The 25,769-nt window shown below is 39.5% G+C and carries 26 protein-coding genes; 11 read left to right on the forward strand and 15 right to left on the reverse strand.

All coding sequences use genetic code 11. The features are described 5' to 3' along the window. The first annotated feature begins 159 nt into the window (after positions 1 to 159). Positions 160 to 1,335, forward strand: coding sequence for a M20 family metallopeptidase (locus AC1Q59_RS19210; protein ID WP_492367481.1), 1,176 nt, complete (start codon positions 160 to 162; stop codon positions 1,333 to 1,335). Between the two features lie 48 nt (positions 1,336 to 1,383). On the opposite strand, the gene AC1Q59_RS19215 is transcribed toward AC1Q59_RS19210, so the two are convergent. Next, a complete protein-coding gene (locus AC1Q59_RS19215) occupies positions 1,384 to 2,592 on the reverse strand; it encodes an ABC transporter permease (protein WP_492367482.1) in 1,209 nt (402 codons plus the stop codon). Next, positions 2,585 to 3,325: an ABC transporter ATP-binding protein gene (locus AC1Q59_RS19220; RefSeq protein WP_492367483.1), complete on the reverse strand. Its 741-nt coding sequence runs from the start codon at positions 3,323 to 3,325 to the stop codon at positions 2,585 to 2,587. The genes AC1Q59_RS19215 and AC1Q59_RS19220 overlap by 8 nt, the downstream gene beginning before the upstream one ends. Positions 3,326 to 3,937: 612 nt before the next feature. On the opposite strand from AC1Q59_RS19220, the gene AC1Q59_RS19225 reads away from it, so the two are divergent. From AC1Q59_RS19225 to AC1Q59_RS19235, 3 genes are all read left to right on the forward strand, one after another. Further along, a complete protein-coding gene (locus AC1Q59_RS19225; protein WP_492367484.1) occupies positions 3,938 to 4,357 on the forward strand; it encodes an HIT family protein in 420 nt (139 codons plus the stop codon). A 230-nt stretch (positions 4,358 to 4,587) separates the two neighbouring features. After that, positions 4,588 to 5,670, forward strand: coding sequence for a 3-phosphoserine/phosphohydroxythreonine transaminase (serC, locus tag AC1Q59_RS19230; protein ID WP_492367485.1), 1,083 nt, complete (start codon positions 4,588 to 4,590; stop codon positions 5,668 to 5,670). A 120-nt stretch (positions 5,671 to 5,790) separates the two neighbouring features. Continuing rightward, positions 5,791 to 6,327 (forward strand): tryptophan transporter, encoded by a 537-nt coding sequence (locus AC1Q59_RS19235; RefSeq protein WP_492367486.1) that lies wholly within the window; start codon positions 5,791 to 5,793, stop codon positions 6,325 to 6,327. Positions 6,328 to 6,561: 234 nt separating this feature from the next. Here the strand turns inward: AC1Q59_RS19235 and yhzF are convergent, their stop codons facing one another. Further along, complete coding sequence (yhzF, locus tag AC1Q59_RS19240) at positions 6,562 to 6,753, reverse strand: membrane protein YhzF (RefSeq protein WP_492367487.1); 192 nt, start codon at positions 6,751 to 6,753, stop codon at positions 6,562 to 6,564. Positions 6,754 to 6,934: 181 nt separating this feature from the next. On the opposite strand from yhzF, the gene AC1Q59_RS19245 reads away from it, so the two are divergent. Beyond that, the gene (locus tag AC1Q59_RS19245) at positions 6,935 to 7,294 is read left to right on the forward strand and encodes a YtxH domain-containing protein (protein WP_492367488.1); all 360 of its coding nucleotides are present in this window, start codon (positions 6,935 to 6,937) and stop codon (positions 7,292 to 7,294) included. 317 nt (positions 7,295 to 7,611) lie between these two features. After that, positions 7,612 to 8,187 carry an HTH-type transcriptional regulator Hpr gene (locus tag AC1Q59_RS19250; RefSeq protein ID WP_492367489.1) on the forward strand — a complete coding sequence of 192 codons (576 nt, stop codon included), beginning with the start codon at positions 7,612 to 7,614 and terminating at the stop codon, positions 8,185 to 8,187. On the opposite strand, the gene AC1Q59_RS19255 is transcribed toward AC1Q59_RS19250, so the two are convergent. After that, positions 8,184 to 8,522, reverse strand: coding sequence for a DUF1878 family protein (locus AC1Q59_RS19255; RefSeq protein ID WP_492367490.1), 339 nt, complete (start codon positions 8,520 to 8,522; stop codon positions 8,184 to 8,186). The two genes, AC1Q59_RS19250 and AC1Q59_RS19255, sit on opposite strands and share 4 nt — an antisense overlap. Positions 8,523 to 8,785: 263 nt before the next feature. On the opposite strand from AC1Q59_RS19255, the gene AC1Q59_RS19260 reads away from it, so the two are divergent. Beyond that, positions 8,786 to 9,331: a DUF3267 domain-containing protein gene (locus AC1Q59_RS19260; protein ID WP_492367491.1), complete on the forward strand. Its 546-nt coding sequence runs from the start codon at positions 8,786 to 8,788 to the stop codon at positions 9,329 to 9,331. Positions 9,332 to 9,550: 219 nt separating this feature from the next. Then, positions 9,551 to 9,730, forward strand: a complete 180-nt coding sequence (locus AC1Q59_RS19265) for a hypothetical protein (RefSeq protein WP_492367492.1) — start codon at positions 9,551 to 9,553, stop codon at positions 9,728 to 9,730. A 74-nt stretch (positions 9,731 to 9,804) separates the two neighbouring features. Here AC1Q59_RS19265 and AC1Q59_RS19270 read toward each other — a convergent pair whose 3' ends face one another. Beyond that, on the reverse strand, positions 9,805 to 9,888 hold the full coding sequence (locus AC1Q59_RS19270; protein WP_435560403.1) for a YjcZ family sporulation protein: 84 nt from the start codon (positions 9,886 to 9,888) through the stop codon (positions 9,805 to 9,807). A gap of 223 nt (positions 9,889 to 10,111) precedes the next feature. Here AC1Q59_RS19270 and AC1Q59_RS19275 point away from each other — a divergent pair, with 223 nt between their 5' ends. Then, entirely contained in the window at positions 10,112 to 11,017 is a 906-nt protein-coding gene (locus tag AC1Q59_RS19275; RefSeq protein WP_492367493.1) for a peptidylprolyl isomerase, read from the forward strand. Positions 11,018 to 11,061: 44 nt separating this feature from the next. On the opposite strand, the gene AC1Q59_RS19280 is transcribed toward AC1Q59_RS19275, so the two are convergent. The 4 genes from AC1Q59_RS19280 to AC1Q59_RS19295 all read right to left on the reverse strand — a co-directional run bounded on the left by AC1Q59_RS19280 (position 11,062) and on the right by AC1Q59_RS19295 (position 16,587). Next, entirely contained in the window at positions 11,062 to 11,250 is a 189-nt protein-coding gene (locus AC1Q59_RS19280) for a sporulation YhaL family protein (RefSeq protein ID WP_492367494.1), read from the reverse strand. Positions 11,251 to 11,365: 115 nt separating this feature from the next. After that, positions 11,366 to 12,310 (reverse strand): 3'-5' exoribonuclease YhaM, encoded by a 945-nt coding sequence (gene yhaM / locus AC1Q59_RS19285; RefSeq protein WP_492367495.1) that lies wholly within the window; start codon positions 12,308 to 12,310, stop codon positions 11,366 to 11,368. 38 nt (positions 12,311 to 12,348) lie between these two features. Further along, positions 12,349 to 15,348: an ATP-binding protein gene (locus tag AC1Q59_RS19290; RefSeq protein ID WP_492367496.1), complete on the reverse strand. Its 3,000-nt coding sequence runs from the start codon at positions 15,346 to 15,348 to the stop codon at positions 12,349 to 12,351. A 15-nt stretch (positions 15,349 to 15,363) separates the two neighbouring features. After that, positions 15,364 to 16,587, reverse strand: coding sequence for a metallophosphoesterase family protein (locus AC1Q59_RS19295; protein WP_492367497.1), 1,224 nt, complete (start codon positions 16,585 to 16,587; stop codon positions 15,364 to 15,366). Positions 16,588 to 16,828: 241 nt separating this feature from the next. Here AC1Q59_RS19295 and AC1Q59_RS19300 point away from each other — a divergent pair, with 241 nt between their 5' ends. Together AC1Q59_RS19300 and AC1Q59_RS19305 are read left to right on the forward strand one after the other, a co-directional pair. Continuing rightward, complete coding sequence (locus AC1Q59_RS19300) at positions 16,829 to 18,202, forward strand: arsenic transporter (RefSeq protein ID WP_492367498.1); 1,374 nt, start codon at positions 16,829 to 16,831, stop codon at positions 18,200 to 18,202. 89 nt (positions 18,203 to 18,291) lie between these two features. Continuing rightward, complete coding sequence (locus AC1Q59_RS19305; protein WP_492367499.1) at positions 18,292 to 18,471, forward strand: YhzD family protein; 180 nt, start codon at positions 18,292 to 18,294, stop codon at positions 18,469 to 18,471. Positions 18,472 to 18,505: 34 nt separating this feature from the next. Here AC1Q59_RS19305 and AC1Q59_RS19310 read toward each other — a convergent pair whose 3' ends face one another. The 6 genes from AC1Q59_RS19310 to AC1Q59_RS19335 all read right to left on the reverse strand — a co-directional run bounded on the left by AC1Q59_RS19310 (position 18,506) and on the right by AC1Q59_RS19335 (position 25,698). After that, the gene (locus tag AC1Q59_RS19310; protein WP_492367500.1) at positions 18,506 to 19,297 is read right to left on the reverse strand and encodes an enoyl-CoA hydratase; all 792 of its coding nucleotides are present in this window, start codon (positions 19,295 to 19,297) and stop codon (positions 18,506 to 18,508) included. A gap of 110 nt (positions 19,298 to 19,407) precedes the next feature. After that, the gene (locus tag AC1Q59_RS19315; RefSeq protein WP_492367530.1) at positions 19,408 to 21,018 is read right to left on the reverse strand and encodes a long-chain fatty acid--CoA ligase; all 1,611 of its coding nucleotides are present in this window, start codon (positions 21,016 to 21,018) and stop codon (positions 19,408 to 19,410) included. Between the two features lie 325 nt (positions 21,019 to 21,343). Then, positions 21,344 to 22,858, reverse strand: coding sequence for a coproporphyrinogen III oxidase (locus AC1Q59_RS19320; RefSeq protein ID WP_492367501.1), 1,515 nt, complete (start codon positions 22,856 to 22,858; stop codon positions 21,344 to 21,346). Between the two features lie 209 nt (positions 22,859 to 23,067). Next, positions 23,068 to 23,934: a Cof-type HAD-IIB family hydrolase gene (locus AC1Q59_RS19325; RefSeq protein WP_492367502.1), complete on the reverse strand. Its 867-nt coding sequence runs from the start codon at positions 23,932 to 23,934 to the stop codon at positions 23,068 to 23,070. Between the two features lie 163 nt (positions 23,935 to 24,097). After that, positions 24,098 to 24,448 carry a YlbF/YmcA family competence regulator gene (locus AC1Q59_RS19330; protein ID WP_492367503.1) on the reverse strand — a complete coding sequence of 117 codons (351 nt, stop codon included), beginning with the start codon at positions 24,446 to 24,448 and terminating at the stop codon, positions 24,098 to 24,100. Between the two features lie 98 nt (positions 24,449 to 24,546). Continuing rightward, positions 24,547 to 25,698 carry a DUF445 domain-containing protein gene (locus AC1Q59_RS19335; protein ID WP_492367504.1) on the reverse strand — a complete coding sequence of 384 codons (1,152 nt, stop codon included), beginning with the start codon at positions 25,696 to 25,698 and terminating at the stop codon, positions 24,547 to 24,549. Positions 25,699 to 25,769 lie beyond the last annotated feature (71 nt).

Here is a 25,769-nt window from a genome sequence, read left to right on the forward strand (position 1 = left end):
CTTAATTTGATGTCTCTGTAAAATTTGGCCGCTGATCCCCCAGGAGTCTACGTGCCTTCGGTTCCAATCAGCTAAGCGGTTAAAATCAGCATAGGCTATAACACAGCCAATTTAATAAATGTTATAATAATCACAAAATAAAGATAACGGGTGATGCGTATGCTAAAAAGCTTATATTCGAAATTAGAAGATAGCTACGAAGAAATGGTTTCCATTAGACGGTATTTGCACCAGCATCCGGAGCTATCCTTTAAAGAGGAAAAAACAGCCAAATATATTATATCCTATTATGAGAATTTAGGAATTGAAGTTAAAGGAAATGTTGGGGGAAATGGAGTTGTTGCCAAAGTCTATGGTGCAAAGCCAGGCAAGACGGTTGCTTTACGGGCTGATTTTGATGCCCTCCCCATACAGGATGAGAAGGATGTTCCATATAAGTCACTTGTCCCTGGAGTCATGCATGCATGCGGCCATGATGGCCATACCGCCACATTACTGGTCTTGGCAAAAGCCCTTCATGAAATGCGCGATGAACTTGAGGGTACATTTGTCATGATCCATCAGCATGCAGAAGAATATGCACCAGGCGGGGCCATCTCAATGATTAAGGATGGCTGCCTCGATGGTGTGGACGTAATCTTTGGCACCCATTTATGGGCAGGCGTACCAACAGGGACGGTTCAGTATCGCGTAGGACCATTTATGGCTGCTGCTGATCGTTTTGAAATAACCATTCAAGGCAAAGGCGGCCACGGGGCTCAGCCGCACAAAACAAAAGATGCCATCTTGACTGCTTCACATCTGGTTGTTAATTTGCAGCAAATTGTCTCAAGAAGGGTGAGCCCGGTTGATTCGGCTGTTGTTTCTGTCGGATCATTTATTGCTGATAATGCTTTTAACGTCATCGCTGATAAAGCAGTCATCGGCGGAACAGTCCGTACCTTTAATGATGAGACAAGAGCATTTATTGAAAAGGAAATCGAGCGGATTGTCAAGGGAACATGCCTGACCTCTGACAGTTCATTTGATTACAAATATATAAGAGGTTATCCAGCAGTTGTGAATCATAAAGAGGAGACGGAGTACCTGGTTAAATGTGCGCAAGAGATTGAAAATGTCTTACACATTGAGGAAACCGAACCTGAAATGGGCGGCGAGGATTTTGCCTACTATCTGCAGCATGTAAAAGGAACCTTTTTCTTTACCGGAGCAAGACCTGAATTTATAGAAGAGAACTACCCTCACCACCACCCAAGATTTGATATTGATGAAAAAGCGATGCTAATTGCAGCAAAAACACTTGGTTCAGCAGCACTCAACTGGAACCATAAATAGAAATACAAAGGACAAGGATCTTGATTTGCATCCTTGTCCTTCCTATCTTTATTGAAGTCTTTTTTGGATATAGCTATTCGTAAACAGGTAAGAGAAGATGATTCCCGCCGCAAGGCAGATGATCCCTTGAACCCATTCTCCTTTGATCATAATAGCTAAAGCAAAAAATAATGCTTGAATATATAAAACCCGCGATAAAATACGCTTAAAGGATTTTTCTTTAATTCCTTCTGCTGTTGGATACAAAAAGACCCATAGTTTGTTTTGATGGTGCCTCCAAAGCGGCAGCAGCTGAAACCCTGTCAAATATAAAAAGAGAAGACAGATCAGCAGCTGTCCCCAGCCAAAGGAAAGAAAATAAATAACTCCCGCTCCAATCAATGTAAGGCGGACAAATAATCCAAAATAATCGCCGGCCCGAAGAAAAGTTCTGATATACAGATGATTAAAGGTTTCTTTGTGATCAAAAGCAAGCCCTTTGAACAGCCAGTCGAGCCATTTTCTTCTCTTTACCTTATCCTTTAATTTAGGCACGTCCGTAAACATATTCGCCAGTCTGTAAAACGAGGCCATTCTTCTTTCTTCCTGTTCAATTAAAAACTCCCATTTTAGGCCTTTTTCCTTTGAATTCTTTTTATAAAAAAACAAAAGAATCAGCAGTAAGGCTGCTTCGGGAATCAGAAAGACAAGATCCGCACCCGAAAAAAGAAAATAGAGAAATACCGCATTAACAGCATATCTAATCAAGGAGTCTATATAATGAGCCTTTGTTTCAGCGAAATATTGAATACTCCACCTGATCATTAAATTGATTACTTTTATGACAAAAAGAACAAGCAAAAAAGGGAAGAAAACTTTAAAATCGCCCTCATTCACCCTCGCATACATAGGCATAAGCAAGGCAAGCACAAAAAGAAGCAGATAGCCATTGACTGCAAAGCTTATGACAGCACAGCGCTTAAAATAACCCTTAAGTCTTGTTTCAAGTGGAAGAAGAAAGATTTTATCTGCTTCAGTAAGAAATGTATAGATTGGACTATAAGTTAAAAGAACCCCCAAAACCAGGGCCATGATAATAGCAGCCGGAAATTGATCAGATACAGATTTAAGCCACTCCTGATAATAATAAGCTGCTGCCCCAAGCAAAAAGACTAATACAAGGACGATATGCCCGTTAAAAATATAGCGCAGATAACGGGAAAGCTCCTTTAGCGTCCGGCCAGAACGTTCTTTCCATAACACTGTTTCATCAAACATATTTTTCTTCCTTTGTCAGCTGGATATATATATCATCAAGCGATGCATTTGGCATATTAAATTGTTTCTGCAAATCCTGCAAAGTCCCTTTGGCGCGTATGGTTCCTTCATGCAAAATAACAAAACGGTCACAGTACCTTTCTGCTGTGGCAAGTATATGTGTGGACATGAGGATTCCAGCACCGCTTTCTTTCATTTGCTTCATCAGATCCAAAAGGGATTGGATTCCCAACGGATCAAGACCGACAAATGGCTCATCAACAATATACAGATGCGGCTGAACCAAAAAGGCACACATGATCATGACCTTCTGCTTCATGCCTTTTGAGAAATGGGCAGGGAACCATTTTAGCCTTTTTTCCATCCGGAATTCTTTTAAAAGGGGCCCAATCCTTTCATGAAAGACTTCCTCACTTAGTCCATAGGCCATGCCTGTTAATTTTAAGTGCTCCTCTAATGTTAATTCATCATACAAAATAGGTGTTTCAGGAACAAAAGTGAATTGTCTTCTGTAGCCCTCTTTATCATTTTGGACTGTTTGTCCATTAATGGTAATCTTTCCGCTGTGCGGCTCCATAAGGCCAATAATATGTTTAATGGTCGTACTCTTTCCTGCCCCATTCAGGCCGATCAGCCCAACTATTTCTTTCTCATTTACTTCAAAGGAGACATCTTTTAAAACCGGATTTTTTGTGTATCCGCCGATTAAATGTTCAATCTGCAAAAGAGCCATTATTCAACGTCCTCTCATTATGCTTCTTCTTCCATTGTAAAAAATGAAGAAGCCCCTTGTCCACTCGCGAGGAAGTCTGACAAAAAAGAAGTTCATTTTTTTCAAATGGAATGTATATGAAATGGCGAAGCGGGCATTCTAATTATTGAAGGGGAGAAGCCATTTGATAATTAAAGCATTATCAAATTTTCGAAATGAGGTGTCTGTCGCAGACATTTAACATTTCTCAAAAAGCTTCAAACGTTCTAAATACAAGGGGATGGTTGCGATGCAAAGTGACCTGTAATCGACGTTTGTTTCCTAACCCGAAAAATTCAAAGCTCACACTTTGAAATGAGGTGTCTGTCAAAGACAATATCCTGCTTTATACGTTGTAAAACATATAAAGATTAGGGGATGGTTAGCTTGAACAATGATCGAAAGTCTCTATAAGTAAACACAACATGAAAAATGAGGTGTTTATCAAAGGGAATAACCTGTAATAGAAACGTCTTTGAAGAGTCTTCCCCTTCGAGAGGCGGGATCCCATGCGGATCCTGCCTTTTTATTTTTCCTTTTTTTATGATATATTAGAAAATATTACATGGTATTCGGAAAAAGGAGTGTATTTTTGTGAGCGACTGTATTTTTTGTAAAATCATCAACGGAGAAATTCCCTCTGCAAAGGTTTTTGAAAATGAACATGTATTAGCATTCCTAGATATTAGCCAGGTAACCAAAGGCCATACATTGGTGATACCAAAATTACATAACGAAAATATTTTTGATTTAGAGCCTGAGTCAGCCAGGAACCTATTTGAAGCAGTTCCAAAAATCGCGAATGCAATTAAGGATGAATTTAATCCGCTTGGAATGAATATTTTACAAAACTCCGGCAAGCAAGCTGGCCAAGAAGTTTTTCATCTGCATTTACATTTACTGCCTAGATATGGAAGCGGTGATGGCTTTGGCGCTGTTTGGAAAACCCATAATTCAGAATATACGCCATCTGACTTACAGGAGATTGCCCAATCAATTAAAAGACACATTTAATGTGTCTTTTTTATTTAAAAGCATAAGAAGCCTGAAGCTTGACAATTCTCGGGGTTGCAAAAATTAAAACCGAAAGATTTTAAAATTTCCTTCTTGAATGTTCCGATTTGTCTGTACAAAACGATATTTTTTGTTACGATAATGATATCTTTATTTTTTTTAATCGTTATATTGGCTGCAAACAAAAAAGCCAGTATTCGCCATCTTACATTTATGGAGGGAATTTAAAAATGAATCGCGCGCTTAACTTTAATGCGGGACCCGCTGCGTTGCCTGAAGCGGTCCTTAAGGAAGCTGAAAAAAATTGGCTGAATATCAACGGAAGCAATATGGCTATCATGGAGCTTAGCCATAGAAGCAAGGAGTATGACGCCATTCATAACAAAGCAATTGCTTTGCTGCGCAAACTTTTATCCATCCCGGAAAACTATGAAGTTTTATTCATTCAAGGTGGAGCAAGTCTGCAATTTTCCATGGTTCCAATGAACCTTCTATTAGAAGGAAGCACAGCAAATTATATTTCAACCGGTTCTTGGTCTGAAAAGGCGCTAAAAGAAGCTGTAAAAGTTGGCAAGGCCGCGGCTATTTCTTCCAGCAAGGGAGAAAATTTTAAATTCATTCCGCAATTTGATGCAAGTGCAGTGACGGAAGATGCCTCTTATCTTCATATTACAAGCAACAATACTATATATGGAACCCAATGGCAAAAATTCCCTGTTCTTGAAAATGTACCACTAATTGCTGATATGTCCAGTGATATTCTAAGCAGGCCAATTAACGTGGAAAACTTTGATCTGATTTATGCAGGAGCTCAAAAAAACCTTGGTCCTTCAGGAGTAACTGTCGTTATTATGAAAAAGGATCTTTTAGAAAGATCAAATGATAGCCTGCCGACAATGCTTAACTACAACACATACGCGAAGAATAATTCTCTTTATAACACACCGCCTACCCTTGCGATTTACCTCCTTAGCCTTGTCCTTGAGTGGGCAGAACAGCAAGGTGGTGTAGAAGTCATTGAAAAGATAAATAATGAGAAATCTGATGTTTTATATCAGGCAATCGACGAAAGCGAAGGCTTCTATATTGGCCATGCTGAGAATACTAGCCGTTCAAAAATGAATGTGACCTTTAACCTAAAGGATGAGGAAACCTCCAAAAAGTTTCTTCAAAAGGCTAAAGAAGCTGGATTTATAGGTCTGAACGGCCATAGATCTATTGGCGGCTGCCGTGCATCTATCTATAATGCAGTGCCAATGGAGCACGTATACCAGCTTGCTGAGTTTATGAAGTCCTTTAGAAAAGGAAATTAACTGAAAATTCCTCAGCACTTTTGCATAGTATATGATATAATGATTTAAAGTTTTTCGCTGCAGGCAAAGAGCGCACTGCAGGAGAAACGAGAGGTTAGAATAGCAGAGGAGAGATGAGAAATGAATACGAAAAACCTTGTGGCCTTAGCCCTATTAGTGGGTATGGGGGCAGTACTGCATGCAGTTGTACCTGGATTCTTCCTAGGAATGAAGCCTGATATGCTGTTAATAATGATGTTTTTGGGGATTATTCTTTTTCCGGAAAAGAAAAGTGTATTGCTTCTTGCGTTAGCTAGCGGTGTAATCTCCGGATTAACCACTACCTTTCCTGGAGGGCTTATCCCTAATATTATTGACAAACCTATTACTGCATTTGCATTTTTTGGACTTTTCCTTGCTTTAAGCAAGTTGAAAAAATCCATTGTCACTGTTGCCATTCTTACGGTCGTAGGTACATTTATCTCAGGTACAGCATTCTTAACATCCGCCTATCTGATTGTTGGTCTTCCTGGGCCATTTGCTGCACTGTTCGCAGCAGTTGTCGTCCCAGCTGCAGCTGTTAACACCATTGTCATGATTGTTCTCTACCCAATTGCTACATCTATTGTTAAAAGAACAAATCCTGCAGCAGACCAGGCCATCAAGATTGGGCAATAAAAAAACCCGTGTTTTACGGGTTTTTTTATTTTTAGGCTGTGTTAAAGCTTAATATTGATTTTAACCGCTTAGTTGATCTTCGCTGCAGGCGCGTAGACTCCTGGGGGATCAGCGTTGAAGTGAGACGTGCGCAGGAGCGCGAGCGACGAGGAGGCTCGCAAAACGCCCTTAGGTGCGCGAAGCGCCTGGAGAGGAAATCAACGGCCAATTTATACATAGCTTATTTTTATCCTCTTATTGGATACTGTGCAAAATAACTCCAATTAAAAGAAAGCCAGTTCCTCCCGCTGCCAGTGCAGCAGCCCTTTTTTTCAATATATATTTGGGAGGGTATACTCCAGGTCTCTTAAGGGCAAGCATAAAATGAGCACCGCCTGCAAATAATAAGGCCCCAATTGTGAAAACTCCTGCTGTAACACCTGACATATGGGTCCTCTCTCCTTCCTTTCATACTGGATTATCAAACATGCCTATAATTAATAAATATGATGTTTTTATCGGTATATGATTTATAATTCTTATGTTGATTTCAGCTTAAAAATGCGGATAAATTGGAGTTATATTGTAAAATGTAAATATAAATGGCAAATCAATTGAGGTGAAGGAAATGAAGGCGAAATCTTTGCTTTACGGTTTTTTTATCGGCGGAGCTGCCGCTGGTATCAGCACTTTATTGACATCTCCCGTTTCTGGGAGAGAGTCAAGAAAATATGTAAAAGAAAATATGGTGAATGTTAAAAGTCAATTAGGGACGCTAAAAAATGGATTAATTGATATTAAGAATGCCACAGCAGCAGCGGCCACAGAGGGCAAAAGACAAATTCCCGCCTTTTCAAAAGGCCTGCAAGCTTCTATGAAAGATTGGGTGATAGGTATTCAGCCACACCAAGAAACATTGCAAAGACAGCTTTCAGAGATCGAAGAGGCTCTTCATGATCTTGAAACAGAATTACGCACAGCAAAGTAAAAGGAAAAAATTTATATGTTCTGTCTAAAAAATCCTTCAAAATTTGTAAAAAAAAGAAGGATTTTTTTATTTTTAGCAGAAAACAAATATATTAATAAAAAATTTTTTGTTTTTTAAAAAGCTGATAAATACTCACTTTTCCGTATTTAAATAGCTTAACAGCTTATTATAAAACATTATTTCTAAAAATTTAGCAAATTTACATCTTTATTAATTTTTGTTTTATTGGCATAATGTTAATATAGAATAAAAATAAGCGATGGTACTTCTCTAAGTTAGGACCCAAACAGATTAAATAAAAGTAGGTGAAAAATAGGATGAATGAGAAACCATACACAATGAAAGAGGCTCTTCTCTTTAGCCAGAGGATAGCACAGTTAAGCAAAGCTCTCTGGAAATCTATTGAAAAGGATTGGCAACAGTGGATTAAACCTTATGATTTAAACATCAATGAGCATCATATACTATGGATCGCCTACCATTTAAAAGGGGCCTCCATATCTGATGTTGCAAAATTCGGCGTAATGCACGTCTCCACTGCCTTCAACTTTTCAAAGAAGCTTGAAGAAAGAGGATTACTGAAATTCTCAAAAAAGGAAAGTGACAAAAGAAACACGTATATTCAGTTAACAGAAGAGGGCGAAAATATTTTATTAAAGATCAATGAAGACTTTAATCCTGAAAAATATTCAGCTTTTTCAGGTGCAAGACCCCTTCGTGATATATACGGAAAATTCCCAGATATTATTGAGATGATGACAATTGTCAGAAATATATATGGGGATGACTTTATGGATATCTTCGAAAAGTCATTTAAAAATATTGAAGATGAGTTCACAGAAGAAAATGGAAAGCTTAACAAGAAAGAAACCTCGCTTCAGGAATCAGTCTAATCCAAGTATTTTCTGAATTCCTCCATTAGTTCAATAAATATGCCTTGTTTTATGCAAGCAGAAATAACTAATCTTGGAGTGAATTTAGGGCTAACTTGATCAGCAAACTCTTTAAAAAGCGGATGATAATATACAAACCCTTCCGCTTTCTGTTCTTGGTATTTCATGCTCAATCCTTCACAAAGTTTGTAAAATCCCCTTACTTCCCGTTCCCCCAATGAATATTCAACAGCTAATTTATAAAATTCATTTTTTGGATTTTCAATGACCTTTAACAGAAGCTTTTGATGATATTCAAGTTTTTCGATTTTTTCAAACATTGAATTAATATCCACTGCAGTCCTTTTGCTCCTTTTATTTTAATATCCTTGTGCCTTTTGATTATGTTAATTATAACCATTTTCACTAGGCTTGTTCCATCTTAAATTACTTATTATTTGTTTTTGATATGCTTTTTACCCTTGTCAGTATAACTATATAATTTTTCTACAAAAAACGAGTTTTTTTCCTATTGATTTTTTATAGTTTTCATCGTAAAGTATCTTAGTAAGTTTGAAGACAACAAGATAAAAATTTCTCCGCATTGGAGGGCTAAACAATGAACTGCTGGAAAACAGTGAATTTCTCTCGTGATTATGGACCACAAAGACTTTTTATATTATCATCCTTAACTATGCTGCTTACGTTTATTTTTATATATGTACCTGCTCAATATTTATTTGCAGCAGCATCACTAAGTGATAAACATTTTTTATTGTTTCTGGCAGCGCTGTTGGCCATTTATCCATTGCATAAGCTCTTGCATTTCTTGCCAATGATCCATCAGAGAAAAAAAATAAAAAAAGAACTTTTATTTAAGTATTCCATTATCCCAGTTTTTTACGTAAAAGTTAATGAACCTATGCCGAAGCGGCTATTCCTTACAGCGCTTCTTGCTCCATTCGTGGTTATAAATTGTGCCATTCTTTTAGCCTGCTATTCTTTTGGCCAATATGTACATTATTTTACCATTTTGCTAGCTTTTCATATGGGGTTATGTCTTCATGATTTAATTTGTGCAAAGAATGTTGTTTCTGCACCAAATCAATCTTATATTGAGGAGAGCGAAGACGGTATTGAAATTCTGCTCCATACTCATTCATAAATTCTTTTGCAAAAGGTATCCATTATGGATACCTTTTACTTCAATTGAATAAAATAAGTACTATGAGCCTTACCTTAAACACATTCTCAAACACTATCTTTTTTCCCTTATATTTGATAATGTAAATAATAGACAATTTATTAAAATGCGCAAGGCGCCTAAAGCTAGCCAATTCTCGAAGTCTAAAAATAGCTGACTTTCAAAAGGAGGGAATCTGAGGTGATCTCCGTTTTTATTATTTTTGCCGTTTTTATTTTATTTAACATTAATAAGATGACAAATTCACTTTGTCTGCAAAAGGAAATCCCTGAGGAACGACAGCCCAAGGTATTTAGGACTATTAATATCTTGGTTACAATCCTTTTGATTTCGTCATTTGTTGAAATTCTTTATACTTAATGACATAGTACGAAAGCGGCGGTTCGATCTGAACCGCCGCTTTTTCATTCTCCATATCAAACTTTAGGAATATTTTAGAACCATGCAGCTCCTACGATAATCAATAAAATAAACAGTACAACGATTAACGCAAATCCTCCACCATATCCTGCACCCATGAAGAATACCTCCTTTCATTATGCCTAAAATATACTATTCAAGAGGTGCTGGATTCGTTTAGGCCCTTATCACAAAAAGAGGAAAATTCTTCGATCTCTGCCTGGTCAGCATTTTCCCCTTCACACAGGTTATTATTTTTATTCTGCCTGCCTTTTGTGGTATAGTAGGTTTTGTAAAAAAAAAATATGATATTAAATAAGAAACGATTTAGGAGTGTGCAACATGAAGAAATTGATGATATCCCTTTCCGTAACTGCCGGGATTCTAGCCCTTAGCGCATGCAGCAGCGGCGGAAATAATGCAAGCGACTCAGAAGTTATTGTGGAATCAAAAGCTGGTGACATCACAAAGGACGAGCTGTATGATGCAATGAAAGCAAAATATGGTGAAACTGAGCTTCGGGAACTCATTTATGAAAAGGTTCTTGCTGATAAATACAAGGTTTCCGACAAAGAAGTGGATGAAAAAGTCAATGAGCTGAAGGAGCAGCTAGGAGACAACTTCCAGCTTGCACTAATGCAATATGGCTACAAAGATGAGAACGATCTAAAAGAAACATTCAGAACAGGTCTTATGCAAGAGAAAGCCGCTATCAAGGATATCAAAGTAACAGAAGATGAAGTGAAAGAATATTACGATAATTACAAGCCTGAAATCAAAGCACGCCATATCTTAGTTGAAGACGAAAAAACAGCTAATGAAGTTAAGAAAAAATTAGATGAAGGCGCAAAATTTGAGGATCTAGCAAAAGAATATTCAAAAGACCCAGGTTCAGCAGCAAATGGCGGCGACCTTGGCTGGTTTGGTCCTGGAAAAATGGTTCCTGAATTTGAGAATGCAGCATACGCTCTAGATGTAAATGAAATCAGTGCGCCTGTTCAATCACAGCATGGCTTCCATATCATTCAAGTAACTGAGAAAAAAGAGAAAAAGCCATTTGAGGAAATGAAGGAAAAAATGGAATATGACCTAAAAGTGTCAAAGCTTGACGGCGAAACGATTCAAAAAGCAATGGACCGTGAGCTTAAAGATGCTAGCGTAAAGATTAAAGACAAAGACCTAAAGGGTATTACAGAAAGTGCTGAAGGTACAGAAGAAAGCAAGGAAAGTAACGACAGCAAAAAATAAAAAAGCAGGGACAAGGGTTCACCCTTGTCCCATTTTTTCTAATGCTACTGCAATTGCTGATTGTTTCTTCTATCTTCTCGTTCCTTCTCAATTCTTTCCATATATATTCTGCCTTCTAGCTCAATGTTTTCGTTCTCTGCTTTTCGTTCCTCACGGCCTGTCCGAATAGCCATATAGGCGCTCAGACAAATGCCGATTAACACAAAATAGACCCAGATTGGGATCATTAGCATCCCTTGTCCCCCCTCTTAAAGGTTGTCCTCTTTTTTTATTTTATTTTTATGCGCAAAAAGAAGAAAATATGATTAAAATCCAAAAGGAGCCTGACCAAGTCAGACTCCTTTTGGATTATTTATGAAAAATCGGCTTGTAGAAGGAACGATTGTCCAGAGCGAAGACTCTTTCTGTAAATTCGCCTGGCTTGACACGGTCCAACGCACGATTAAGCATATTCATCTTAGCATCAATATTATCGATGTAGTGAAGAATTTCAGCTTCTTTCACCAATGGAGGCTTCGGGCTGCCCCATTCTGCTTTTCCGTGATGGGTAAGTACCAGGTGCTGGAGAATGAGTACTTCCTCTCCCGTTATAGAAAGCTCGTCTGCCGCCTTTCCAATTTCATTAACCATAATGGAAATGTGACCCAGAAGATTCCCCTCAACTGTATATACCGTTGAAATTGGACCTGATAATTCAGTCACCTTCCCCAAATCATGCAGGATAATCCCCGCATAGAGAAGATCCTTATCAAGGCTTGGATAAAGATTTGCAATGGACTTGGCCAAATCAAGCATGGAAACGACATGATAGGCAAGGCCTGAAACGAATTCATGATGATTTTTCGTTGCCGCCGGGTATTCCAAAAACGCCTTTTGATGTTTCTTAAGCAAATGGCGTGTAATTCTTTGGATATTAGGATTTTTCATTTCGAAAATATATTGTGTAACCTTGCTCATCATTTCATCGGTACTTAATGGCGCGGTTTCGAGAAAATCAGAAAGTTTTACATGATCTGCAGGAGATGCCGGTCTGATTTGCCGAATTCTAAGCTGATTGCGGCCGCGATAGTTTAATATATCCCCAGCTACCTTTACAATGGTTTCTGGACTATAGGACTTTTCATCCTGATCGGATACATCCCAAAGCTTTGCTTCAATCTCCCCGCTTTGGTCTTGAAAAATTAATGTTAAGAAAGGCTTTCCATTACTAGCTATTCCTTTAACAGCATTTTTAATCAGCAGAAACAGCTCAATCTGTTCGCCAACCTCATAATAAACAATACCTTTAGACATCTTTCCCCGACACTCCCTTCTATGAAAATAGTATATCATTAATGGCTTAAGCTTGTCTTTTTGTCTAATAAGACAATTTGTTCCTCTGAAAAGTAAGACAGCAGATGCTTATGGCATGTAAAAAATAATATTTGCCGCTGCGAAATGGTTTTTAACAATTCGATCATTCTTTTTGTCCTCTTATGATCAAAATTGACAAAGCTGTCATCAATAATAATCGGAAACGGATATTTCTCGTATATTGTTAAAGCAAGGGCTAATCTTAAGGAAGCATAAACTTGTTCTGCCGTAGCTTGGCTTAATTCATTTGCTTCAAATCGAATTTGTTCCTTATTTTCAATGAAAAAGCCGCTTCCTTCCTGTTTCGGGTATATACGGACATAATTTTCTCCAGTTAAGGTGCTCAGAAATTCTTCAGCCTTCTCTAACATCCGCGGAAGTCGTTCATTCTTAAAGCTTTCGATTGTCCGGTCCAGTATATTCTTTGCCATTGCATATTTCGCCCATTGCTTTGCTTCCAGTTCAAGCTCAGATTTCTTCAATTTAAACTCATGCAGCAGTTCCGTATACGTCCCGCCTTCTTCTAATTGCTGAATTTCATATTTCAATTGTGCCAGCTTGCTTTGCCAAATAGGCAATGCATCTTTAACTTCTGCAAGTTTGCCCTCATAAAACTGGATTAATGGCTCGGCATCTTTTATTTCCCCATATTCTTTTCGATCCTTTTCGTTCAATGGAAAGAGTTTGATTTGCCGCTGCAGCTCTAAAATCCGCTCATTTATCACTATTTTTTTTGAAGCCAGTAATCCCTTTTCTCTGAATTCTTCTTCATTTTCCGCATCGGCAAGTACAAAAAGATTCTTCCGCTCCTCATTGTAATGTTCCGCTTCCTTCATGAAGTGTGAAAGCTCCTTCTTAAGCTCAGTCAGCTTATTTTGCTTTTCCGTATATTTAATTTGTTTTTCCAATTCTTCTTTCAAGCATTTTCTAAGCAGATAACAGGCTTCCTGAACATTCTTTGTCTCCTGCTTGATAAAGGTCTCCCGCAGATCTTTAACCGCCGAAGAAAATTCCTTGATTCTCGCTGATATCGCCACGAGCTTTTGAATAATTCCTTTCTTCTCTTTGGCCAGCTCTTTTAGTTTTTCGATCAGACCGAATGCCTCTGATAAAAATGAGATGGAAATATCCCTTGAAAGACATAAATCTTTTCCTAAATACATCATTTCTTCTTCCAGCTCATCTTTATCCTTTTCCCATGTTTCAAAAGATTTGACAGCATGCTCAAACTGCTCATTCCTATGCTCGAGCTGAATTTGATAATGTCTCAGTTTATCAGATGCCTCTTGATCAAGCTTCAATAAATGCTCTGTACTTGTAAAATCCTGAGCAGAGGATTCATTGATTTTCCGTTCAATTTCGGCTTTTCGCCCAATTAAAGAAGAAAGCTCTTCATTAATAAAATCATCCTGATACTCGCGGGTTTTCCCAAAAAACAAATAAGCAGAAAAGAGCAGCCCGATGAGCCCGATTACTACAATTAGCATTTCCCTTAGCATAAAGCCAGCAGAGAGCAGTCCTATAAAAATTAGCAGGAAAAATACACGCTGGTACATATCCTGTTTTATCTTCTTTTTTACTTTGTCTTCCCTTTTTTTCTTTGCTTTTCTGCAAGCTAGAATCCGTTCTTCCATTTGCTTCAGCTCTTCATCCAAGGCTTGTTTGTTTCTTTTCAGCTGCAGCTGGTCTTCAAGGCTCTTTCTTTTTGTTTCAGGCAGGACCTGGCTCTTGAGTTCATTTATTTTATCTTCAATTTTCTCGAGCATGTTCTTTTCTTCATTGAATCTTTCATCAAGCTCCAGTCTTCTAACTTTTAGTCTTCGGTACTTTTCCTGGGTAGCGGCAATTTTCTCCTTCTTGAAAATACTTGTATTAATAGAAAACAGCTCTTCTTCAGGAAGGGTTATATGGAGCTGGCCCGCTATAGCATCTTCCTCCTGCTTCAATTGGGCTAGCCTGTTTTGAAGCTCCCGTTCCTCTTCCATTAGCTTCTCATAGACAGAGAGGCCCTCAATGGCAGAATCAATCTCCTGCTCCTTTGACAAAAGCAGATCATCTGGCTTGCCCTTGTATAGTTCAATTTCCAAATCCTTGATTTTATTTTTCAGATTAAGTATTTGCCCTTCAAGTGGCTTAATGAGATCCTCTAATCGGTTGAGTCTTTCAACCCCATCAATTGGGAACTCGAGATATACAAGCTCGCTTATTTCCTCCTTTAATGCCCTTTCCTCAGTCATTAACGGCAATAGCTGTTTCCATGTATGGAGCACTTTTACCTTCTTCCGGGCATCTGATTCTTCACTTTGAGCTTTAGCTATTTCCTTTTCCGCGTTCTCTTTTTCCTGAAGAAGCGACCGATACTTTTCATTTTGCTGCTCAGCCTTCCTTAATTCCCTGTGAAGTTCTTTTACTTCCTTCAGCTTTATATTTAAGCTGGGCTTTTTGCCATTTGGCTTGAAACGAGCGTCAATTTCCTTTTGCAGGGTATTTTCAGCAAACATCAATTTATCTGTCCCTAATGCCCCCGCTGAAAATAGGAACCGGCCTAAATCCTCATTTTTCATTTGATGAATATTTTGCAATCCATGCAGATTAAAGGAAAAAATCGATTGAAAAAGCGACTTATCAACATGAGATAAAAGTTTCTTTAAGTCCTCTTCATCCCCGCTTGTTCCATCCTCAAATAAAACACTTACATCTCCTGAAGCCTTTCCCTTTACTCTTTCGATCATTACTTTGCCTGCTTCTGGAAAAGTCACGGTCAGCTGTCCGCCATATTTGGCCCCTGCCTTCGGTTCATACCTTAGCTCTGACTGCTGTTTTGTAGGAAAGCCAAAGAGAATACTGTGAATAAAAGACATGATCGTTGACTTTCCAGCTTCATTCTCACCATAAATCACATGGAGGTCTGATAGCGCGGAAATTTTAAAGTCTGAAAGCTTCCCGTATCCGTATATATGTAAATCCGTAATTTTCAAACGCACTGCCACCTCCTATTTGCTGTATAAAAGCTTTACCAAAAGGCTTTCCGCCTCATTGGCCAGAATGTCTATTTCATCCGGCTTAAGTTCTCCCAAATACCTTCTGGCTGAAGGATGATGATACAGGGCTTCAATGCTTTCATTTAATTCTTCGGCATTCCGGGATATTGCAAAAAGCTCGAAAAAAAATTCTGATTCATTCGCCAGCTGCTCATGAGTCCAGTTTACTTTTTCCACAAGGGAGATTTCCGTCACCCAGACAAAGTTTTCTTCGTCTTTTTCCTCCTCCTGAAGGATTTCTAAGAGCTCCCCATTCCAAATCGGTTTCAGATCCTGTGCAGGGAGATTTATATTTTCAAGTACTAGAGAGAGAATGATCCCTTTTTGATCTAGCCGGTACTGTTCAATGATTTCCTTGCACATGGCATAAATATCTTGAAAGGTATCTGCTTGTGCGGCATCTTCTATTGTTTGCTCCCACATTACAGTGGATGTTTCTATAAACTGCAGGTTTGCACCTTGATGTGTGAGTTCGACTAGATAACAGCCTTTTTGTCCGGTTTCTTTGCGGTGGCGCCCTTGAATATTCCCAGGATAAATGACAGGTGGAGCATCGTGCAGCATACCCCGTTTATGGATATGGCCGAGTGCCCAATAATCGAAGTCCTTCTCAAGAAGGTCCTTAACTGAAAATGGAGCATATTTTTCATGCTCACTGCCGCCATCTGCATTTCCATGAAGAATGCCAATATGAAAATCAGCCCCAGAAATTTTTTTATAATGCGAGATCATTTCCTCATAGACATGTCTTTTGGGATAGCTGAATCCGTATAGATGAACCTTTATCCCGTCTTTCGAGGTAAAAGGAACTGTCTCCACATATGTCGGGAATACATAAACATTATCAGGCATATCGACTTGTACCCAATTTCCATCCGCAAAATCATGGTTTCCATGGATGATAAACACAGGAATTCCTTTCTCATCGAGCCTTTCCATTTCTTTGCGGAATTTTGTTTGCGCCTTTATGCTCCGGTCCTCAGCATCAAATAAATCACCAGCAATAATCACAAAATCGACATGATGCAAAATGGCAGCATCAGTTATTTTCCTTAAAGCCTCAAAGGAGCTCTCCTGAAGTCTTTTAAAAATTGGCTTGGGTAAATCAGCCAGTCCTAGCATTGGGCTGTCCAAGTGCAGATCCGCTGCGTGAATAAATGTCACTCTTTTCATCATAACCCTCTCGTCCTCTTTTTCTTTATTTTACCTTATCCCAAATGCGAATGCACGTTCTTAAACAATTCTTTTTCTATGCTAATAACCAGTTTTACTGCTAGTGGACGGTTGTACAATTAGGCCATTTTCTTATATGGACAAACATACTTTTTTAAAAAAATGGATATACATCTAGTCCTCGCTTTTAAGGATGAATATATATATAGGGAATAGGACATGCAGGGGCAAATGTCTTAACAAAATGAGAGGAGAAAAAAATGTGAATCTGGAAATAGGAATGACAGTATTTGTATTTGTCGCTGCAATGCTAGTCATTTTTTGGAGACCCCGTGGACTTAATGAGGCATGGCCGGCTGCAACAGGCGCTATTATTTGCATCCTCATAGGATCCGTTTCCCGCAATGACCTATTAGATATCATTGATAAAATTGGCGGAGCATCCATTACCATTATCGCTACAATTGTCATGGCAGTCATTCTTGAAAGCTTTGGGTTTTTTCATTGGGCAGCTGCCAGGTTAACTAGTCTTTCTAAAGGCTCAGGCTATCGCTTATATTGGAATATACAATTGCTGTGCTTTTTGATGACCCTTCTTTTTAACAACGATGGAAGCATATTAATAACGACACCGCTGCTAATTATCCTTTTAAGAAACCTTCGGTTAAAGCCGCACCAAATGATCCCCTACCTTTTAACTGGTGCATTAATTGCTACCGCGTCCAGTGCCCCAATTGGTGTAAGTAATATCGTTAACTTAATTGCACTAAAAATTGTTGATATGACCCTCTACATGCATACAGCCATGATGTTTGTTCCGGCAACTTTAGGATTATTGTTTATGTCCTGGCTCATGTTTGTCGTCGTGAAAAAGAAGCTTCCAGAAAAACTTCCGGCAGCAAAAAATGAGATAGATGAAGTATTCTTTACGACAAAGTTCCACCCGTTAAAAAAGACACTTTCCGTAGAAACAAAAAAGAAACGGACAAAGCTCATGCTCAAAGTATTGCTTTTTGTGTTTATCATGAGATGCCTGCTATTTGTTGCCTCCTACTTCGCTATTCCAATTGAGGCTGTAGCAGTGGCTGGATCAGTCGCCTTGCTTATCTGGAGATGGCATCATTTGGGTACAAGCCCTGCTGATATCTTAAAGAAAACGCCTTGGCATATTCTGGTCTTTGCCTTCTCCATGTATGTCATCATCTATGGGCTCCATAATGCAGGCCTTACCCAACTTCTTGTAAGTCTGTGTGAGCCAATTGTCAATCAGGGACTGCTGCAGGCAAGCTTTATCATGGGCGGACTAGTTTCTATCCTTTCAAATATCTTTAATAATCATCCCGCCCTAATGATAGGCACGATTACGCTGTCGGAAATGGGGCTGGATCCAATTACACTAAAAACAATCTACCTGGCAAATATTATTGGAAGTGACATGGGATCGCTGCTATTGCCAATAGGAACACTTGCTTCACTTATATGGATGCATATTTTAAGGACACATAAAATAAAGGTAAAATGGAAGGATTATTTAACCGTAAGCATTCTAGTAATTCCGCTAACAACAATTGTCACCTTATTTTTCCTGTATTATTGGGTTCAATGGGTCTTTGCTTAATCATCTCGCAAAATAATGCTTGGCATTTTCGATTGTATTATGCAAGAATAATAGTAACAGTCGGAATATTAAAACAAGGAGGATGCCCAATGTACAAGTTAACTGCATTTGAAGCAAATGGCGAAAAACTATTAGACGAGGGATTTGAAGCAGGAAGCGACGAAGAAGCAAAAAAAATCGGGGAACAGATGCTAAAAGATAAAGGATTGGATGAAAAGACGCACCGCTGTGTGTCACCAAGCGGAAAATTACTCTTGTTTCATAGATAAATAGAGGATCTGACCGAAGCGGTCAGATCCTTTTTTATTTTCCTGTAAAATTTGGTTTTCTTTTTTCAGTGAAGGCCAGTATTCCTTCTAAATGGTCCTTTGTTTTTCTCATTTTGAGCTGGCCTTCTTTTTCAAGCTCAAGGGTCTTTAGCAAATCGGGCGTATTTTTTTGTGTGAAAATTCTCTTTGTCTCAATCATGGCCTTAATCGGAGTGCTGAGTAAATACTGAACCATTTTTTCAGTTTCCTCATCTGCATTTCCATCGACTGTCTTATTTATTAGACCCCTTTTTGCAGCTTCTTCTGCATTTAATGGTTTTCCTTCCCAGATTAATTGCTTGGCATTGACTTCACCAAGGCGTTTTTCTAAAAAGAAATGTCCGCCTCCATCAGGGATTAATCCTATTCCAATAAAATTCATCGCTATTTTACTGGCCTTATCGGCAATTATGTAATCAGAGGCTAATGCCAGGCTGAGGCCAAGGCCCGCAGCCGCACCAGATATCGCGCAGACCGTAATTTTTGGCATATTGTATAAGGTAACAGCAATCTCGCTAATATAGCCCATTAACACTTCAAAATCAGCTTCCTCTGCAGAACCAAGCATCATTTTAATATCGCCGCCTGCCGAAAAAGCCCGCCCTTTCCCTCTCAGGATAACAACGTCCACCTCTTCATGGGAGCTTATCTCTTTTAAAACATCGGCAAGGCGCTTAAGCATCTCAACATTCAGAGCATTTAGCGAATCTGGCCTGTTCAATTCAATTGCTGCCACACGGCCATCCACCTGTAAAAGAACCGTATCTATTCCGGACTCAATGGTCATATATAATCCCTCCTTTATACAATATTTTTATTATATTCAAAAAATTTCGTTTTGTACAACTTAAAAATCTGGGGTCTGCCCTACATTAAAGACAGCCCCTCCCTAAATGCCTACTTTATCTTCTCTGCCACTTGATCCCTTAAAGCCCTTTTCAGAAATTTCCCAACAGATGTCTTTGGTATTTCCTCAAGGAAGAGTATTTCATCAGGAAGCCACCATTTGGCAAATTGCGGTTTTAGGAAATCATAGAGTTCCTCTTTCAGGTCCTTTCCTTTATAGGCATCCTTTAGTACAACACACGCGACAGGGCGTTCCTGCCATTGTTCGTGAGGGAAAGCGACAACCGCAGCCTCAAAAACAGCCTCATGTGCCATCAGGGCATTTTCTAGATCAACCGAGGAGATCCACTCCCCTCCACTCTTAATGAGATCCTTTGTCCGATCTACGATTTTCATAAAACCTTCTTCATCAACAGTAACAACATCGCCTGTGTACAGCCAGCCGTCACGGAAGGCCTCATTGGTTCGGTCATCTTTATAATATTCTGAGGCAATCCAAGGGCCGCGGAGGACCAGCTCACCCATTTCTTTGCCATCCCAGGCAACCTCCCCATCTTTGCCGACAACCTTCATTTCCACTCCTGGAACAAGCAATCCCTGCTTAGCTTTTATATCAAGCTTTTCTTCATCTGAAAGCTCTTCCTGATAGCTTTTTAGTGTTGAAATAACAACCAGCGGGCTGGTTTCTGTCATGCCATAGGCATGCATGAAAGGAATATTGTATTTCTGTTCAAATACTTTAATCATTCCCTTTGGTGCAGCAGATCCGCCGCACAGCACCGCTCTAAGTGAACTCATATCATAGCTGTTTTCTTCTAATTCTTTTAACAAACCTAGCCAAATAGTCGGAACTCCGGCAGTGACGGTTACGCGTTCTTCTTGAATCAGTTCAGCTAACAGCTTTGGGGTGAAATATGGTCCTGGGAGTACTAGATTGGTTCCAAACCAGACAGCGGCAAATGGCAGTCCCCAGGCATTCACATGAAACATTGGAACCACAGGCATGGCAATGTCTTTTTCACTGACTGCCCCGCCATCGGCCAGTCCCAAGGCCATGCTGTGAAGGACAATTCCCCGATGTGAATAAATGACACCCTTCGGATTTCCCGTAGTAGCAGAAGTATAGCACATCCCTGCAGGAGCATTTTCATCAATATCATCGGGATACTCAAAGTCTCCCTTTGTTTCGTTAAGGAGTTTTTCATAATGATAGACAGGTGACAGAGTCGTTTCGGGAAGCTCAGATTCATCTGTCATTATGACATAGGCTTTTACCGTTGATAGATGTTCTTGGCATTTTTCGATTAATGGAAGGATATCCTGATCAATGAGCAGCACCTTGTCCTCGGCATTGTTAATAATGTAGATGATATGCTGCGGTGACAGACGAATATTAATGGTATGAAGAACGGCTCCGCTGCAGGGAATGGCAAAGTACGCCTCTAAGTGGCGATGATGATTCCAGGCAAGGGTTCCCACCTTATCACCGCGCTCAACACCTAACTTTTGCAGGGCTTCAGCCAGTCTTCTGGTACGCTCAGCTGTCTCTTTGTAAGTAAAACGCCGGATTCCGCCTGCGGTCCTTGAAATAACCTGCTTCTTAGGAAAAAACATTTCCGCTCTTTTAATCATTTGGGTCATTGTCAAAGGTGTCTGCATCATCATAACCTATTCCCCCTTTTTGGTAAGCGCTTTCATTACATCTCATAGAAGTCTATGATTGTTTATACATAAATCATTCTTCCTAGATTTCAAAATCCCTTTATTTTTTTCTTTAGGCTCTGCTAAAATTGGCCGTTGATTTCCTCTCCAGGCGCTTCGCTTTCCGGGGGGCGTTTTGCGAGCCTCCTCGGAACTATCGTTCCTGCGGGGTCTCGCTTCAACGCTGATCCCCCAGGAGTCTACGCGCCTTCCGATCCAATCAACTAAGCGATTAAAATCAACATTAAGCTTTAACATAGCCTTTCTTTTAAAAAAAACCCTTGCATTAGACAAGGGTTTGCTGTTTATCAAACAGCTCGTTTAGTATACTGATTTTTTCATCGGTATATTTTTCAAAGCTGTCATTATAAGATTTTGGATCCTTTGGATTAGCAAAATGGGTTATCTTTCCGGTAACTGGATGAACAAACTTGCTTGATGCGCCGCATCCTAGACCGATAATTGTCTGCTGTTCTTCCATGATCATAATATTATAGATGCTTTCCTTGTCAGGAAGTGCATAGCCGACGTTTTCTAAATTGCCAAGAATGTTTTTCTGGCGATATAAATAATAGGGAGCGTATTGATGTTCCTCCGTCCAGGCTTGCGACATTTCTGCCATTTTTTCTACTTCATTCCGATCAGCGACCTTATATTTATCTTTATTCTTTGTCATCTCGGATGCACGTTTAAAGGATAATGTATGAACCGTCAATGACTCAGGCATCAGCTTTTCGGTTTCCTCAAGGGAATGGGCAAATTCCTCCACACCCTCACCTGGAAGTCCTATTATAAGATCCATATTAATATTGTTCATGCCCATTTTTTTTGCCAGATGATATTTTTCAATCGTATCTTCAACCGTATGATGTCTGCCAATAGCCTTCAGGGTTTGCTGTGTATAGGATTGCGGATTGATGCTGATCCGGTCAATCTTCCACTTTTTCAAGACATCAAGCTTTTCAGGCGTAATTGTGTCGGGTCTTCCTGCCTCTACGGTAATCTCACGGATTTTATCAACATCTGGAAAGGAAGCGTACATTTCCTCATAAAGCATATCCATCTCTTCAGCAGTGATGCTTGTCGGAGTACCTCCGCCATAATAAACCGTTGTAATCTTTACATTGTTCTCCTTTAACCACTGGCCAATTTTCCGCATTTCATGATGAAGCCCGCCAAGGAAGGAGTCCACTGACCCCTGTCTTCCATTAATTGCATATGCTGGAAACGTGCAATAGGCACATTTAGTTGGACAGAAAGGGATTCCGATATAAATGCTGACCTCTTTTTGGAGTTCATACAGGTCTGGAACCACAGATAGCTGACGGTTGACAATCTGCTCCATCAGGCGGATTTTTTCATCTGTTATTAGATAATCATCCTTTAACTGCTTACGCGCATCTTCAATCGGAGTTTTCTTTTGCATATGGCGGTGCATCAGCTTTGTTGGTCTAACCCCAGTAAGGACGCCCCACTTCTGGATCATGCCGGTCCAATCCTGGAGAACAGTTAAATAGACATTAGAAACGGCGTTTTTTACCTGCTTAAAATAATCCTTTTCTGATAGAGATTCAGATACCGCTTTTTCAAAGGAAGCAGACTTTTTTTCACCGTGCTGACCAATTAGTTTTGCGTGAACGGTTATCTTTTCCCCCGCTTCTATATGAAAGGAAATGGCTGCATCAGACTGTTTTTCTTCCGTATAGGAAATCTCACATTCCTCAAAAAATAGATTGGCAATTAATTGAAGCGGGCGATGAAATCTTTCATCGTGTATGCCATGTATAGAAATTTTTTGCAAAATGATTCACCTCAAGTATCACTAGTTCTGGCTTTATAGTATGAATTTCCTTGCCCTTTTGCAGTGGTATATGTCCTTCATAGTGTACAGAAACGGCTGACAGAGGTCAATAACGGAAAAAAGAGGTTAATCTCCTAGGGATTAACCTCTTTGGCTTTAGTTCCGCTCCAAGCGCTTCGCACATTTTAGGGCATTTCAAACAACATTCATTATTTAAACAAATTCATTTTCTTTAAGAATTCGATGGGCTGCTGTTTGCGGAAATGCTCTTTAACCATGTAGGCAACACCGTGCTGGTTATTTGGTCTTGTAACCCAATCCGCGCGCTGCTTCACACTTGCTGGAGCATTTCCCATGGCAACGCCTAGGCCTGCTGCTTCAATCATATCTAAATCATCTAATTCATCGCCAATTGCGACCATTTCATTTCGGGAAATTCCCAAGTGCTCACCAAGATATAGCAGGCCGTTGCGCTTGGAAACTCCCTGAGGCATGATATCCATGCGCAGGTCGTTTAATGGAATGATATCAATTTCATGAAACATTCCTTTAATAGCGGCAATTGAATCGTTTTGGTCTTCATGATCCTCAAAATAAACCTCAATTTTTGTTGGTGTTACCGGCTCATCAATAATAGCCTCACTAATGGTGTCGACAAATTGCTGAGAGTAAAAGATGGGGTCACCAGAATTAAATACTGTTCTTGCCAGCATATTATGATTTAGTCTCGTTTTATTTGCCAGTGAGTATTTTTCATGGACAAGTCTTATCTGACAAGGAAATCCTTCGAGCAAACGGACAATATCATAAGTGACTTCCTCTGGAATTCGTTTGACAAAAATCGGTCTGTCTTGGGAGCTTGCGATATAGCCTCCTCTATGTGAAACAAGCAGGGAATTCAATCTTAAAGCTTTAGCTACTTTTTTTGCAGACGGAAAGCTCCTTCCCGTCACCAAAGTAACATAGATGCCTTTTTGCTGCACATAGTCAATAGCTTCCTTAGTTGTTCGGTGCAGCCTTCCATTGGATTGCAAAAGTGTACCATCAATATTTAAAGCCAGCAGCTTATATATCATGTTTTTGCCCCCTGTTCATCATGGATAGTCCCTATTACACTTTTATGAATAAGCAGTAAGGATTAGAACATAACACCATCGCAGCCGCCATAAAAAAGGTCAGTCCCCCATCGCTGTAAAGCGATGGGGGACTGACCCCCGATGCGTTAATTTGTTAAAGTATTTATCCTAGAGGGCCGTAAAGCTCCTCGAGTGGTTTCATGATAATTTTATTCATTTCAGCTATCATCATGCTCATTCGCTGTTCAGCATCCATAAGTCTTGAGATTTTTGGGTTTTGCTGCACCTGTGCTACTGTGCTTTGAGCCTGTTGTACTTCTTGCTCAGATATATTTTCACCCATCATTTGCTTTTGCTGGAGCTGCATTTGTATTTGACGAAAACGGTCAAACATTTCTTTTGTTGCCGGATCTCGGTTCACTTCTTCATAAGCCTGCTTTAACTGAGCGTATTCATTGCTTTGTCTGACGGCCTTTTCTAACTCATAAGCTGAATCATAAAGGTTAACTGCCAAGGTACTCACTCCTTTTCTTTTTAGGCGGTTACTCCACTATACCAAATTATGCCTAATAATGCGAGAAGTGAGGAGGAATCAAGCCCAAGCGACTCTATTTAGTTCATAAGAAGGGCTAAAAACCCCTGAAATAGCCCAATGATTCCGCCAAGGAGTGCCCCTAAAAAAGTAATCATCTTTAATTCCCTTTTGCTAATGGATAACACCATTTCTTCCAATCGCTCTAGAGAAAAGGATGCTACCTGATCGCGAACAACCTCTTGAAGACGAAGTCTTTCCAGTAATTGATCAATTCGGGCTGATAGCCAGTTTCCAAAAACTTGTATTCCATTAGGTACAAAAGCTTCAGCAATTTCACTTTGATATGGAGCAGAAAGCTCAGATATTGGCGTGCTGAAAATCTTCTCAAGCTTTACAATCTTTTGCACGCTTCCTTTAAGGAAGGAGACGATTTCTTCTTTTTTCATTTGTTCTTCAATTCTCACCGTTTTCCATTCGAGAACTTTATCCCATTCTGTTTTTAGAAGTGTAGTTATAATTTCAGCTGTGCCCTCATTTTTTAAAAACTTAATAATTTCAGGCTGAATCTTATCAGAAATATCAATATTACCCATAAACATTTGCAGCATACCGCCAAGCACGCCGCTTCGTTCCTTTAAAAAATCATCTGCCATCCGCTGGATTCTCATTTTCCCTTCAATACTGGCAAAATAGTTAATTCCCTTCTGTAAAATAAATGAACTAATTTCAGGGATTTTCCCATTAACTTTCTCAACCAATTGTTCTGGAATCACTGCTTTTAATGGTTTATTTCGATAAGTCTCCATAATATTTTCGTATTTTTCTTCAACGAGTTCGTTTAAGCGGGCTTCTGATCTATCCCGCACATCTTTAATCCCGATCTTTTCTAAAAGCTCTTCAACCGTTGCTTCCGAATGGAGAAAATGATCTATTTCTTTTTGGACAACGGCCGTCATTTCCTTTTGAAAGTCATCATTTAAAAATTTTCTTTGAATGCTTTCTGGGGTCAAAAGATGATTAACCACTATTTTCCCCATTTGTTCGGCAAGCTCATCTCTCCGCTTTGGTATTAGACCAGGTGTAAACGGGACCTTCCATTTTCCAATATAAAGTGTGTTATATGGCCGAAAGAGCATTCTTATCGCTAAGGCGTTTGTGACCCCGCCAATAATTGCCCCAATCACAACCATCATGGTAATTGTAATCACAATTTGCATATTAAAGAACAACTGCCTTCCATCTGGACGACTTGCGCACCATTTTTCGATTTGTTACATACGATACTTTATCAGCTTTTGCC

The organism is Cytobacillus sp. MT66 (assembly GCF_058792595.1).

Coding starts and splice junctions, on each gene's coding strand:
- AC1Q59_RS19210 (WP_492367481.1), top strand. CDS start 160: ATGCTAAAAAGCTTATATTCGAAATTAGAAGATAGCTACGAAGAAATG.
- AC1Q59_RS19215 (WP_492367482.1), bottom strand. CDS start 2,592: ATGTTTGATGAAACAGTGTTATGGAAAGAACGTTCTGGCCGGACGCTA.
- AC1Q59_RS19220 (WP_492367483.1), bottom strand. CDS start 3,325: ATGGCTCTTTTGCAGATTGAACATTTAATCGGCGGATACACAAAAAAT.
- serC (WP_492367485.1), top strand. CDS start 4,588: ATGAATCGCGCGCTTAACTTTAATGCGGGACCCGCTGCGTTGCCTGAA.
- AC1Q59_RS19235 (WP_492367486.1), top strand. CDS start 5,791: ATGAATACGAAAAACCTTGTGGCCTTAGCCCTATTAGTGGGTATGGGG.
- yhzF (WP_492367487.1), bottom strand. CDS start 6,753: ATGTCAGGTGTTACAGCAGGAGTTTTCACAATTGGGGCCTTATTATTT.
- AC1Q59_RS19245 (WP_492367488.1), top strand. CDS start 6,935: ATGAAGGCGAAATCTTTGCTTTACGGTTTTTTTATCGGCGGAGCTGCC.
- AC1Q59_RS19250 (WP_492367489.1), top strand. CDS start 7,612: ATGAATGAGAAACCATACACAATGAAAGAGGCTCTTCTCTTTAGCCAG.
- AC1Q59_RS19260 (WP_492367491.1), top strand. CDS start 8,786: ATGAACTGCTGGAAAACAGTGAATTTCTCTCGTGATTATGGACCACAA.
- AC1Q59_RS19270 (WP_435560403.1), bottom strand. CDS start 9,888: ATGGGTGCAGGATATGGTGGAGGATTTGCGTTAATCGTTGTACTGTTT.
- AC1Q59_RS19275 (WP_492367493.1), top strand. CDS start 10,112: ATGAAGAAATTGATGATATCCCTTTCCGTAACTGCCGGGATTCTAGCC.
- AC1Q59_RS19280 (WP_492367494.1), bottom strand. CDS start 11,250: ATGCTAATGATCCCAATCTGGGTCTATTTTGTGTTAATCGGCATTTGT.
- yhaM (WP_492367495.1), bottom strand. CDS start 12,310: ATGTCTAAAGGTATTGTTTATTATGAGGTTGGCGAACAGATTGAGCTG.
- AC1Q59_RS19295 (WP_492367497.1), bottom strand. CDS start 16,587: ATGATGAAAAGAGTGACATTTATTCACGCAGCGGATCTGCACTTGGAC.
- AC1Q59_RS19300 (WP_492367498.1), top strand. CDS start 16,829: ATGAGAGGAGAAAAAAATGTGAATCTGGAAATAGGAATGACAGTATTT.
- AC1Q59_RS19305 (WP_492367499.1), top strand. CDS start 18,292: ATGTACAAGTTAACTGCATTTGAAGCAAATGGCGAAAAACTATTAGAC.
- AC1Q59_RS19310 (WP_492367500.1), bottom strand. CDS start 19,297: ATGACCATTGAGTCCGGAATAGATACGGTTCTTTTACAGGTGGATGGC.
- AC1Q59_RS19315 (WP_492367530.1), bottom strand. CDS start 21,018: ATGATGCAGACACCTTTGACAATGACCCAAATGATTAAAAGAGCGGAA.
- AC1Q59_RS19325 (WP_492367502.1), bottom strand. CDS start 23,934: ATGATATATAAGCTGCTGGCTTTAAATATTGATGGTACACTTTTGCAA.